Genomic DNA, 11,929 nt, shown 5'->3' with positions numbered 1-11,929 from the left:
TGGATGGCGTGAGCGCGAGCCCCAGGCGGGCCCGAGCGACGTTCGCGTCTTGAAGACGCACGCCCGAATCAACCTATGCATCAATTCTCGATATTCACTTTGGGTGAATTGTTTCATCGAGGATGCGCGTGAGGCTGAGATGCAGATGGCTCTCCACGCTGCGCAGGACGCTGGTGAACTCCTGGGAGGAGAGGTCCAGGCGTTCCTTGAGCAGGCGCCGCGTCTCGTCGTGCACGGCCTGCTGGGCGCTGTGCAGCCAGCGCGAGACGGTGGACTGGTTGACGCCGAAGAGGGTGCCGAGCTTCGGGGTGGAGAGGCGATCCACGAAGTGGAGGCGCAGCAGGTAGCGGTGCTCTCCGGGGAGGATGGCGAAGGCGTCCTCCAAGGCCTTCCGGAACGCGTCGTGGTACCGGCGTTGGATGGCCTCCAGCTCGGGGTCGGGCGAGGGGGTGGGCAGCAGCTCCAGGACGGTGTCGCTCGACGGGCAGGGCTCCTGGGACTTGCGCAGCAGGCTCAGGGCCGTGCGCAGGGCCACCACCCGCACCCAGTTGGCCAGGGTACCCCGGCCGGAGTACTCGGCGATGCGTGGCGCGGCGGCGGTGCGCACCAGCAGCCGCTCACGGACCTGCTGCCGCACCTCGTCCACCATCGCCGCCGGCAGCCGCATGTGCGCGAGCACCGTCGGCACGCTGGCCATGTGGTGCCGCTCGAAGGCGGCGAGCGCCGTGCCCAGTCCCTGCACGCAGCCGCACGCCAGATAGAGGTCGCCGGCCTCGAGCCGCTCCAGCGCCGTCCCCCAGTCCTCGCCCGGCGCCAGGCGCGGGAGGTGGAGGGCCAGGTGTCGCATGAAGCTCTCGGCGCCCAACGGGATGTCCGGCCAGTGCTCCCGGCCTTCGTTCCAGAGCCGTGACAGCCACGGCTCCAACACCTCGGGCGTGACGTCCTCCGGCGGGACGCCCGCATGCGCCAGGAATAACGGTGCGAATGCCAAGCCCCCCTCCTCCATGCCGCCATTATAACCGATGGAGCCTGACTTGCTCTGAGTGCGGGTTAATCTGGGTGAAGGTCGTCTTTGGGCATGAAAGGGGAGAGTTTCTCGCTTTACCGGATGAAGTCCGTTTTGTGAGAGGCTCTGACCGGGGGCATACAGGGGGGTGTCAAATCCTTACATCCGGCTGCCTGTGCGAGGAAGACGTGGTGGCGCTCGTCGAGGAGCGGCTGGACGGCGCGGCGAGGGGGCGCGTCCATCGCCACGCCGCCGAGTGCCCCGCGTGTCGGGAGCTGCTGGTCGCCGTCATGCGCAGCCAGACGGGGAGCGTGGACGCGCCCGCGCCTGCCTGGGGGCCCACGGTGGCGCGGACCTGGGTGCCGCCCGGGGTGCTGGACGAGTTCCACCTGGTGCGGCTGTTGGGGCGGGGGGGCATGGGCGCGGTGTACCTGGCGCATGACACGTCGTTGGACCGGCTCGTCGCGCTCAAGCTGAGCGTCGCGCTGGAGCCAGACACCAGCACGTTGGACAGCTTCGCCATCGAGGCGCGCGCCATCGCCCGCATCAAGCACCCCAACGTCGTCACCGTGTTCCGGGCGGGGCAGGTCGAGGGGCGGCCGTATCTGGTGTACGAGTACGTGGACGGCAAGAGCCTGGCGGAGCTGGCGCCGCCCCTGCCGTGGCGGTACGTGCTGGACATCGCGCTGGGGCTTTCGCGGGGCTTGAGGGCCGCGCATCAGCGCGGGGTGCTCCACCGGGACGTGAAGCCGGGCAACGCCATCCTGGACGCGGATGGCAGCATCAAGCTGCTCGACTTCGGGCTCGCGGCCTTCGTGGGGACGGACCGCTCGAAGCCGTGGGCCGTGCCGGGCGTCGTCGGCACGCCGCGCTACATGGCGCCCGAGGTGCGCCTGGGGGCGCCGGCCACGCCGCAGAGTGATTTGTATGCCCTGGGGCTGCTCGTGTACGAGCTGTGCACCGGGCGTGTCCCGCATGTGCGCGCCTCCGGTGCGGACCTGGAGGCGGGCCGGGTGGCGGCCGCGCTGGTGCCGCTGGTGGACCTGGTGCCGGGAATCGACCTGGACTTCGCGGAGGCCGTCGAGCGCTGTCTGGAGGAGGACCCGTCCGCGCGCTTCGGCCGCGTGGATGCGCTGTGCACCGCGCTGGAGCGTCTGGTGTCGCAGGGGCCGGCCGCGGGCTTCGCGCCCGTGCGGTCCGCCGCCATCGCGGAGACCCGCCCGTGAGCGGGTCTCCGGCTGCTTGGGGCGCTACAGCTCCACCTTCTTCTCCGTCTGGTTCGTCCCGTCGAAGCGCAGCATCACGCCCTTGTTGTCGTAGCGGGTGACGATGTTGACGGGGCGGCGCCACAGGGACTGGAGGTTGCGCAGTGTCTCCCGGGCGTAGTCGCCCTTGAGGTCCTGGCCGTCGTGCTTGTGCGCGAGCAGCAGCTCCCCGCGGTTCTCGTGGTTGCCGTCCACCACCTCGATGATGGGCTGGCCGAAGTTGGTGAGCCCCTGCAACAGCTTGCTCTTCACCTTGCGGAACTCGCGGTCGAGGATCTCCCACGAGTTGCGCTTGTCGTTGAAGCCATACACGAAGAGCTTCTGCTCCATCGCGAACTCGGGCGTCAGGAACGTGTCGATGAAGGTGATGTCGTTGTAGTGCTTGCGGACCTCGAAGATCTTCTCGCGTCCGGCGCCCAGCTTCTTGTCCCAGTTGCGGCGGGCGCGCAGGTCATCACACTCGTCCCACTCCTTGCCGAAGCGGCCCTTGTTCCAGCGCTCCTCGATGTCCCGCCACAGCTCGATGCCCAGCTTGTAGGGATTGATGGCGCCGGGGCGTGTCCCCATGGTGCCGGAGTGGTGGTCCGCGTAGTCGATGATTTCGTCGTCGCGCAGCGCCCTGCGGGTCATGATGGTGGAGTGCCAGTAGCTGGCCCAGCCCTCGTTCATGATCTTCGTCTGACCCTGGGGCGCGAAGTAGTAGGCCTCCTCGCGGAGGATGGCCAGGATGTCCGACTCCCACGGCTCCAGCGGCGCCTCCTCCAGGAGGAAGAGCAGCACGTCGCGCTGGGGGCGCTCGGGGAACTTCTTGGCCCGCTGCTTCTCGTCCTCCACCTTCTTGCGCTGGGAGTCGAGGAACTCGGACGGGTTGATGTAGCCGCGCATGTACTCGCGGCCGACCTTGAAGCCCTCCACGCGCTCGTTGGACTTGAGCTCGTCCTCGGCGCGCCTGGGGTCCGGGTTGCGCCGGATGTGGGGCGAGTGCTGGTCGATGAGGTTCTCCAGGCTCAGGGTCCGGTCGATGAAGTCCTCGACCTTCTCCACGCCGATCTTGTCCACCCAGCGGCGCACCCGCGTGGCGTGGTTGGCCATCTCGTCGATCATCCGCCGGTTGGTGTGGCGGAAGGAGAAGTTGTTCTTGAAGAAGTCGCAGTGACCGTAGACGTGGGCCATGACCAGCTTCTGGTCCACCTCCGGGTTGCTCTCCATCAAGTACGCGTAGCAGGGGTCGTTGTTGATGACGAGCTCGTAGATCTTGCTCAGGCCGTACTCGTAGCCCTTGGAGAGCTGCTCGTACTCCATGCCCCAGCGCCAGTGCGGGTAGCGGGTGGGGAAGCCGCCGTAGGCGGCGACCATGTTCATCTCGTCGTAGGACACCATCTCGAAGACGGTGTCGAAGAAGTCGAGTCCGAACTCCTTCGCGTAGCCGTGGATCTCATCCCTCAGCGCGGCGAGACGGGGCGTAAGGCTCTTGGGCATCGGGAAGTCTCTCCGGAGGACAGGTGGGGGCGCTGGCTCTTCAGCGTCCCTTGCCGAGGAAGTCCTTGATGGACGCGTAGATGGCGTCCTTGTCCGCGATTTCGCTGAGCGCGACGTTGGGGGTGTCACCCACCGCCTCGCGAAGGTCCTTGATGAACTGACCGCTGCCGTAGGGGGACTCCACCTGTCCGTAGGCGAACTGGTTGACGTTGGGCAGCACGTCGTTGCGCAGCATCTCGATGCACTGGCGCGTGTCGTCCGCGCTCCAGTTGTCCCCGTCGCTGAAGTGGAACGGATAGACGTTCCAGGCGCTCTTCGGGTAGTCGGCCAGGATGATGTCGCGGCAGAGCTTGTAGGCGCTGGAGATCATCGTCCCGCCGGACTCGCGGGTATGGAAGAACGTGTCGCGGTCCACCTCGCGCGCCACCGCGTCGTGGATGATGTAGCGCGCCTCCAGGCCCTTGTATTGGTGGCGCAGCCACGTATCGAGCCAGAAGCTCTCGATGCGGACGATCTCCTTCTGCTCGTCACCCATGGAGCCGGACACGTCCATCATGTAGATGATGACGGCGTTGGTCTCCGGGAGGTCCTGCAGCTTGTAGCTGCGGTAGCGGCGGTCCTCGCGGGTGGGGATGATGACGGGCCTGGCGGCGTCGTAGGTGCCGGCGGCGATTTGTCTGCGCAGGGCCTGCTTGAAGGTGCGCTTGAAGTGGCGCAGGGATTCGGGGCCGGTGGTGTTGATGCCGGTGTAGCGAATCTTCTGGGTGATGATCTTCTCGTTCTGGCGCCGCTCGATGTGGGGCAGCTGCAGCTCCTCGCCCAGTATCTGCGCCAGCTCCTCGAGCGTGACATCCACCTCCAGGGCGTGGTCTCCCTCACCCTGGCCGGCCTGGTGCCCGTCCCCGGGCTCCACCGCCCCGGGGCCGAGCTGCTGGCCCACCTCGCCGTCACCCTGTCCGACGCCGCCCTGCTCCTTGTGGCCGTACTTGAAGCGGGGGATGTCGATGAAGGGGATGGGGATGCTGATGGCATCCTTGCCCTTCTTCCCAATCATCTCGCCCTTCTGCACGTACTTGCGCAGGTTGGCTTTGATCTTCCCGCGGACGATCTGTTTGAAGCGGGAGTGGTCCTGGTGGATCTTCAAGGTCACGACGGCTCGCCCTTCTCCTGAGGTGGTTACTCCTTCGCGTCGCCGCGGGCGAAGATGCTCGCCACGAAGTTCAACACGTCGGTGGAGCAGATCTCGCAGTAGCCGTAGTTCTTCATCATCCGGTCCTTCACCAGGTCGATCTTCTCCTGGGTCTCCTTGTCCACGACGGAGGAGACGAGGTTCTTGAGCTTGATGCTGTCCTTCTGGTCCTCGAACAGCTTCAGCTCGAGCGCCTTGTGCAGCCGCTCGTTGGTCCGGTAGTTGAAGGTCTTCCCCTCCACCGCCAGCGCGCCGATGTAGTTCATGATTTCGCGCCGGAAGTCGTCCTTGCGGCTGTCGGGGATGTCGATCTTCTCTTCGATGGCCCGCATCAGCCGCTCGTCCGGCTCCTCGTAGAGGCCGGTGTACTTGTTCTTGACCTTCTCCTTCTGGGTGTAGGCCTTGATGTTGTCGATGTAGTTGCCGCACAGCTTGCCGATGGCGTCCTCGTCGGCGCTGATGGCGCGCTGGACCTCGTTCTTGACGATGTCCTCGTACTCCTGCTTCACGGAGGTGAGCAGCTCCTTCATCCGCTTGCGCGCGTCCTCGTTGTTGATGAGCGAGTGCGTCTTGAGGCCCGCCTCCAGCTCGTTGAGGACCATGAAGGGGTTGATGCAGCCCTCGCCCTTGTCGCTCACCAGCGCGTTGGAGATTTTATCCTGGATGTAGCGCGGGGAGATGCCCTCCAGGCCCTCGCGGATGCTCTCCTTGCGCAGCTCCTTGATGTTGTCCTCGGTGAAGTTGGGGAGCGTCTTGCCGTTGTAGAGCTTGAGCTTCTGCAGGAGCGACAGGTTGTGCTTCTTGGGCTCCTCCAGGCGCGTGAGCACCGCCCACATGGCCGCCATCTCCAGCGTGTGCGGCGCGATGTGCTTGCCCTTGATGGCGCGGGAGTTGAAGTCCTTCTCGTAGATCTTCACCTCCTCGGCGAGCTTGGTGATGTACGGCACGTCGATCTTCACCGTGCGGTCGCGCAGGGCCTCCATGAACTCGTTGTTCTCGAGCTTCTTGTACTCGGGCTCGTTGGTGTGGCCGAGGATGACCTCGTCGATGTCCGTCTGCGGGAACTTCTTCGGCTTGATTTTGTGCTCCTGCGACGCGCCGAGCAGGTCGTAGAGGAAGGCGACGTCCAGCTTGAGCACCTCGACGAACTCGATGATGCCGCGGTTGGCGATGTTGAACTCGCCGTCGAAGTTGAACGCGCGCGGGTCGGAGTCCGAGCCGTACTCGGCGATCTTCCGGTAGTTGATGTCACCGGTGAGCTCGGTGGAGTCCTGGTTCTTCTCGTCCTTGGGCTGGAAGGTGCCGATGCCCACGCGGTCCTTCTCGCTGAAGACCAGGCGGTTGACGCGCACGTGGTCCATCACCCGCGCGAAGTCACCGTGGTACTGGGTCATCAGGTCCTTGAAGACGAAGCGGCAGGCGGGGCACAGCTCCGAGCCGTCCGGGATGGTGTAGCCGGAGTCCGGCGGCGACAGCTCCTGGTAGACCTTGGCGCGCCACTCGCGGGGAACCAGGTTGAGCGGCTCCTCGTTCATGGGGCACTTCATCTTCTCCTTCACGACGGTTCCGTCCGGCAGCTTCTTGTCGGTGGTCCAGGAGAAGGTGTACGCGGCGCCCTCGGGCGTCTTCGAGTAGTCCTCGGTGCCCTTCTTGAGCAGCCGCGCGATGGTGGACTTGGACGAGCCCACGGGGCCGTGCAGCAGGATGACGCGCTTCTCGGTGCCGTAGCCCTGGGCCGCGGACTTGAAGACGTTCACCAGCTTCATCAGCGGCACGTCCAGGCCGAAGATGGCGTCCTTGCCGCCGAACTTCTCATCGCTGAAGAAGTGGTAGCGGATGAGCTTCTTCTTGTTGTCGATGTACTCCGTCTTCCCGTGGCTGAGGATCATGTCGTAGATCCTCTGGAAGGCCGTGCGTGTCACCTTGGGGTTCTTCCGGACGATTTCGAGGTACTCCTCGAAGTTGCCTTCCCAGTTGAGCTCCGCGTAGGTCTTCGCGTCCTGGAGCGCGGCGATTTTGGAGACCCACGAACCCTTCTCAGCGTCCCTCATGTCTCTCCCTCGGAAGCCGGCCTGGGGTGCGAGGCACTCGCGCCCTAGGGGGCCAGAATGGTGAACCTGGAGGGCTGGATTGCCATTCCACAACCATCCCGCCGAGGTCCCAGGCACGACAGCCCTGCAGCCAATTCGGGACCCCGCCGCGGAATGGGACCGCGCGTTACGCTCGTGTCAGGGGCAGGACGCCGGAACAGGCGCGCCCCCTCCACGGGGTGAAGAGGCAAGGGTGATTATAGGGCGGCGCGTGCAACGGGGTAGGTGCCCCCCCGGAACGCGAGGGGTATTGAACGCCTGACGGCCTTGCCGGAGGCGGACTGTTGGCTGGTTGTGGGGCGGCGTCTGTGTTCCTTCCACATGTCGGCGGTGCAGGTGAGGGGCGCCAAGACATCCCTGACAGCAGCCAGGCGGGCGTGCCTGCACCGAAGGGTGATACATTCGCCACGCGGTACACGTTGGCTCGGGCCCGCTGGGCCTCCGGGGCGCGCGAGGGCGGCGGTGTGCTCGCTCCGGCGTGTGGTTCGCTGAGCGTGAAGTCGGCTGCGGGGAGGCTGGAGAAGACGGGGTCGCCGGCTTGGCTTTGGGCCGTGCCTGCGTATCCTGCCGCGCGTCATGGCGACCGCACCTACCTCCGTCTCCCACCCTCCGTCCTCCGTGCCGAGTCTCGCGGCGGTCCCATCCCCCGCGCCCGAGCCGAGCACGCGCCTTCTCATCGGAGTGCTGTTGGCGGTGGCGCTGGTGCCCCGGCTGCTCGTCTTCTTCGTGAACGAGAACCTGTACGGCGACGCGGTGGTGCGCACGGAGCTGGCGGAGCGGTGGCTGCGCGCCCCGCACCTCATCACCGCGTACGGTGATGGGGCGTACCAGTTCGGCCCGCTGCACCTGTACCTGGTGGGCCTCGCGCTGGCGGTGTTCGACCGGGAGGTGGCCGGGCGTGTGGTGAGCCTGCTGTTCGGCGTGCTGTCGGTGGTGCCGTTGTTCGCGCTGACGCGGCGGCTGTTCGACTGGCGTGCGGGCGTGGTGGCCGCGCTGGTGTTCAGCGCGTGGGGCATGCACCTGCAGTTCTCCACCACCGCGGGCAGCGAGGCGGTGTCGCTGTTCTTCATGCTGGCCGCGTTCGCGTTCTACGCGGAAGGGGTGGACGAGAACCGCTTCGCGCCGCTGTTCCAGGCCGCGCTGATGCTCAACCTGGCGTGCGCGCTGCGCTACGACGCGTGGATGTACATCCCGCTGTTGTGCCTGGGGCTGTTCTTCAGCAGCCAGGACAAGGTGGCGGCGGTGACGCGCGCGGTGGGCTTCGGCCTGGCGTGCCTGCCGTTCCCCCTGTTGTGGATGCAGGGCAACGAGCTGATGCACGGCGACCCGTTCTACCCGGTGAAGGCGGTGGAGGACTTCCACCGGGACTGGGTGCTGTCCTCGGCGGGCTCGGGAGCGGCCCTCGGCTGGCGCGCGCAGCAGCTGTTCTTCTGGCCGGGCGTGGCGCTCCTCACCCTGACGCCGGGCGTGGGGCTGCTCGGTCTGTGGGGCATGGTGAAGGCGTGGAAGGCGCGGCCAGACACGCGCTGGCTGGTGGCGGCGGCGGTGGTGCCCGCGGCGTACTTCACGTTCCGCGCGGTGGTGCTGCTCAACTTCGTGCCGCTGGGGCGCTTCACGGTGACGCAGCTGGCGGTGGTGCCGGTGTTCGTCGCGTTCGGCTTCTGGGCGCTGATGGGCTCGCGCGGCGAGGGCGCGCGCAAGGCGGTGGCGGGGGTGTCCGCGCTGCTCGCGGTGGTGCTGCCGGTGGCGCTGGGCCTGTACACGTTCCGCGACGACGGGCGCCTGCAGACGTCGCTGCGGCCGGTGAGCCCCACGTCGACCAACCCCGTGCCGGTGATGCGCGTGGCGGACTTCGTGAAGGCGGAGGTGGCCGAGAAGGGCGGGGCGCTCGCGCTGGATACGGACCCCAACTACATGGACCTGCAGGTGGCCTTCTTCTCCGGGCTGCCCGAGGAGCGCATCGCGCGCGTGCGCTGGGACACCTTCCGCAAGCTCCTGGGGGAGGCGCGGCCAGAGGTGCTGGTGCGCTTCGACCAGGGCTCGCTGGCGAAGGACCCCGGGGTGCGGCTGGACGGGCGCACGCTGACGCTGGACGGCGTCGCCTACGAGGAGCTGGACGGCTTCACCGCGCCGCTGCACGTGTACCGGCGCCGGCCGTAGCGGCTCGACGGTGTCACCCGGAGTGTCCGGGCTCGTCGTCGTCGTCGTCCGGGTGGTAGTCGGTGTCCCTGGGGCGGCGCGCGTCCAGCCAGCCCTGGAGGATGAACTGGGCGGCCACCTGGTCGATGACCTCCTTGCGGCGGGCGCGGCTGACGTCCGCTTCCAGGAGCGTGCGCGTGGCGGCCACGGTGGACAGCCGCTCGTCCCAGAGCTCCACCGGGATGCCGAGCGCCCCTGTCACGGCGTCCGCGAACTTGCGCGAGGCCTCCGCGCGGGGGCCCTCCGAGCCGTCCATGTTGAGCGGCAGGCCGAGGACGAAGCGGTCCGCCTCGTGCTCGCGCGCCAGGGCGCCGAGGGCGGCCAGGTCCGCCTTGAGGGACGTGCGTCGGATGGTGGTGACGGCCTGGGCGGTGAGGCCCAGGCCATCCGAGACGGCCACGCCGATGGTCTTGGTTCCGAAGTCCAAACCCAGGGTTCGCATGCGTGGCGCAACTTAACCGCATCCTCCCTCACGGACCGCGCCGTCCGTTGACGGGGACGTGCCCGGGTTGTCAGTCCGGCTAACCGACGGAATTCGCTCGCGTGGTCGCCGGGCCGCCTCCCGGCACCGTCGCTGCAACCCCCACGCGTCATCGCGCGGCACTCCATCAACCCGCCGCGTGGGAGGACTCATGGTGGACTTCTTGAAGAGCGCGACGAACCTGCTGGCCCGCCCGGAGGGCACGGCGATGGAGGGGGCGGGGGACGCGGGGACTCCCTCTCCGCTCGTCTCCAGCTCCATCAAGGCCGCCACGGGCGTCATGACGGGCAACGTGCTGCAGGCGGCGACGGGCGTGGCGGGCGTGGCGGAGGAGCTGAAGAAGAACCCGGCGGCGAAGACGGAGTACGCGGCCTCGGCGGGGGCCGCCGGGAAGACCCAGGGCTATGCCCCGCTGCTGCCCGCGAGCACCAGCGCGTTGGACCCGAAGATGTTGGAGTACGAGGCCGCGCTGAAGGTGCTGGAGGCGAACTTCGAGCAGCTGGACCTCGCGGACGGGAAGAAGTCCGGTTCGCTGTCGAAGGAGGAGCTGCGGCGCGCGGCCAACGACACCAGCCTGTCCCCGCAGCTTCGCGACGCGGCCCGGTTCCTCACGCAGAACGCGGCGCTGTTCGAGCGGGTGGACTCGCGCGGGCTGCTCTCGTCGCTGATGCCGGTCCTGGGGACGTTCTACAACGACGACCGCATCAAGCTGTCGGGCATCCGCGCGGAGCTCAAGCGGGTGGGGGAGGAGTTCGCCCGCTATGGCCGGCCGACGGCGCCGCCGGTGTCCCCGCCCAAGCAGGAGGACTGCCCGCCCGGAACGACGCCTCCTCCCTCCACCGGAGGGCCGTCGCCGGGGCCGCGTCCCACCACGCCGGGCACCCCGTCACCGGGGACCGGAGGTGGCACGGGCGGTACCGGTGGCACGGGCGGCACCGGTGGCACGGGCGGTTCGAACGGCTCGGGCGGAGCGGGGCCGGTGGGGGGCGGCAAGCCGCCCACGTCGAAGGACCCGGACTTCCGCGAGTACCTCGAGGCGGTGGCGGTGCTGCGCGACAACTGGGGGACGTTCGACACGGCGTCGGGCGTGAAGGATGACCGCGTGACTCGCGCGGACATGCTGGCGCTGCTGAACAATCAGGGAGCGTCCTCGACGCTGAAGAAGGCCGCGCAGTTCTTCAAGGACCACCCGGAGTACTTCGACCGGCTGGAGATGGCGGCGGGCATCGACGGGCGCGACGGCATCATCGGCTGGTTGGATGTGAAGGCGGAGCTGGAGCAGTCGAAGGACGTGAAGACGAACACGCCGAGCAAGGCGAGCTCGAGTGTTCGCGGCATCGTCGACAACCCGCGCATGAGCATCGAGGACAAGGTGCAGGCGATCCTCGGCGCCATCTCCAGCGACACGGACACCGAAATCATGGAGGTGATGGAGCAGATGGCGACCGCGGGCGAGGACCGCGCGACGCTGGGCACCACGGACGTGGACAAGAAGAAGGCGGCGAAGCTCGACGGGGACATGCGCGAGCTGGAGCTGCGGCTGCAGCGGCTGCTGGAGAAGCGCAAGGCCATGTTCGACCTGATGAGCAACATGTCCGCCAAGTTCAACGAGATGGCGAAGACGGCCATCTCCAACCTGCGCGGAGCCTGAGTCCATGGGCCGCGTCATCAAACACGAGGGAGTCGAGGGCATGCGGATGGAGACCGGGGCGGTGCACAGGATGCGGTCCTTCGCGCGGGGCGAGGCGACGTGGGCGGAGGTGGAGGGGATGACCTTCGAGGAGGCGAAGGCGATTGCGCAGGTGGGGTGTGACCTGGCGGCCGCGGGGCGGCTGGAGGAGGCGCGCATCCTCTTCGAGGGGCTGGTGGCCGGGAATCCTCGGGACGCGGGCGCTCACGCGGCGCTGGGCACCGTGTACCAGAAGCTCGGGCGGCTGGAGGAGGCCATCGCGGAGTTCAGCGCGGCGCTGGCGCGGGACGCGGGGCATCCGGTGGCGCTGGCGAACCGGGGGGAGCTGTACCTGCGCAAGGGGGAGCGGCAGGGCTTCACGGACCTGTCGAAGGCGGTGGAGGTGGACCCGCACGGTGAGACGGCGGCGGGACGCAGGGCGCGGGCGCTGGTGAAGGCCATTACGCTGGTCGCGGTGGAGAAGCTCAAGCAGGACGCCCAGCAGCCGTAGCTGGGTGGCGTGGGGGGAGGAAGTGCCGCTGGCGCTCGGG

9 protein-coding genes are annotated in these 11,929 nt (G+C 67.7%); 4 read left to right on the top strand and 5 right to left on the bottom strand.

Annotated features, from left to right (window positions below):
* Positions 1 to 94: 94 nt before the first annotated feature.
* Positions 95 to 991 carry a sigma-70 family RNA polymerase sigma factor gene (locus FL311_RS35030; RefSeq protein ID WP_194869485.1) on the bottom strand — a complete coding sequence of 299 codons (897 nt, stop codon included), beginning with the start codon at positions 989 to 991 and terminating at the stop codon, positions 95 to 97.
* A 206-nt stretch (positions 992 to 1,197) separates the two neighbouring features.
* On the opposite strand from FL311_RS35030, the gene FL311_RS35025 reads away from it, so the two are divergent.
* Positions 1,198 to 2,232, top strand: a complete 1,035-nt coding sequence (locus FL311_RS35025; protein WP_194869484.1) for a serine/threonine-protein kinase — start codon at positions 1,198 to 1,200, stop codon at positions 2,230 to 2,232.
* Positions 2,233 to 2,256: 24 nt separating this feature from the next.
* Here the strand turns inward: FL311_RS35025 and FL311_RS35020 are convergent, their stop codons facing one another.
* From FL311_RS35020 to FL311_RS35010, 3 genes are read right to left on the bottom strand one after another with little or no spacing between them, the layout of a single operon-like run.
* Positions 2,257 to 3,750 (bottom strand): SpoVR family protein, encoded by a 1,494-nt coding sequence (locus tag FL311_RS35020; protein ID WP_046715697.1) that lies wholly within the window; start codon positions 3,748 to 3,750, stop codon positions 2,257 to 2,259.
* Positions 3,751 to 3,790: 40 nt separating this feature from the next.
* Positions 3,791 to 4,900, bottom strand: coding sequence for a DUF444 family protein (locus FL311_RS35015; RefSeq protein ID WP_141332034.1), 1,110 nt, complete (start codon positions 4,898 to 4,900; stop codon positions 3,791 to 3,793).
* 26 nt (positions 4,901 to 4,926) lie between these two features.
* Positions 4,927 to 6,990 (bottom strand): PrkA family serine protein kinase, encoded by a 2,064-nt coding sequence (locus FL311_RS35010; RefSeq protein WP_141332033.1) that lies wholly within the window; start codon positions 6,988 to 6,990, stop codon positions 4,927 to 4,929.
* Between the two features lie 615 nt (positions 6,991 to 7,605).
* Between FL311_RS35010 and FL311_RS35005 the strand changes: the two genes are divergently transcribed.
* Positions 7,606 to 9,189, top strand: a complete 1,584-nt coding sequence (locus tag FL311_RS35005) for a glycosyltransferase family 39 protein (protein WP_141332032.1) — start codon at positions 7,606 to 7,608, stop codon at positions 9,187 to 9,189.
* 13 nt (positions 9,190 to 9,202) lie between these two features.
* Here FL311_RS35005 and ruvX read toward each other — a convergent pair whose 3' ends face one another.
* The gene (ruvX, locus tag FL311_RS35000) at positions 9,203 to 9,670 is read right to left on the bottom strand and encodes a Holliday junction resolvase RuvX (RefSeq protein WP_141332031.1); all 468 of its coding nucleotides are present in this window, start codon (positions 9,668 to 9,670) and stop codon (positions 9,203 to 9,205) included.
* 190 nt (positions 9,671 to 9,860) lie between these two features.
* Here ruvX and FL311_RS34995 point away from each other — a divergent pair, with 190 nt between their 5' ends.
* Entirely contained in the window at positions 9,861 to 11,360 is a 1,500-nt protein-coding gene (locus FL311_RS34995; RefSeq protein ID WP_141332030.1) for a hypothetical protein, read from the top strand.
* A gap of 4 nt (positions 11,361 to 11,364) precedes the next feature.
* Positions 11,365 to 11,889: a tetratricopeptide repeat protein gene (locus FL311_RS34990; protein ID WP_141332029.1), complete on the top strand. Its 525-nt coding sequence runs from the start codon at positions 11,365 to 11,367 to the stop codon at positions 11,887 to 11,889.
* Positions 11,890 to 11,929: the final 40 nt, after the last annotated feature.

It is taken from the genome of Myxococcus sp. AB025B (assembly GCF_006518215.1).
In the GTDB taxonomy this organism is placed as follows: Bacteria; Myxococcota; Myxococcia; order Myxococcales; family Myxococcaceae; genus Myxococcus; species Myxococcus fulvus.
This window is presented reverse-complemented; position numbering and strand designations above follow the sequence as displayed.

Excerpts from the sequence above, each read along its gene's own strand:
- FL311_RS35020 (WP_046715697.1), bottom strand. The coding sequence starts at position 3,750 with ATGCCCAAGAGCCTTACGCCCCGTCTCGCCGCGCTGAGGGATGAGATC.
- FL311_RS35010 (WP_141332033.1), bottom strand. The coding sequence starts at position 6,990 with ATGAGGGACGCTGAGAAGGGTTCGTGGGTCTCCAAAATCGCCGCGCTC.
- FL311_RS35005 (WP_141332032.1), top strand. The coding sequence starts at position 7,606 with ATGGCGACCGCACCTACCTCCGTCTCCCACCCTCCGTCCTCCGTGCCG.
- ruvX (WP_141332031.1), bottom strand. The coding sequence starts at position 9,670 with ATGCGAACCCTGGGTTTGGACTTCGGAACCAAGACCATCGGCGTGGCC.
- FL311_RS34995 (WP_141332030.1), top strand. The coding sequence starts at position 9,861 with ATGGTGGACTTCTTGAAGAGCGCGACGAACCTGCTGGCCCGCCCGGAG.
- FL311_RS34990 (WP_141332029.1), top strand. The coding sequence starts at position 11,365 with ATGGGCCGCGTCATCAAACACGAGGGAGTCGAGGGCATGCGGATGGAG.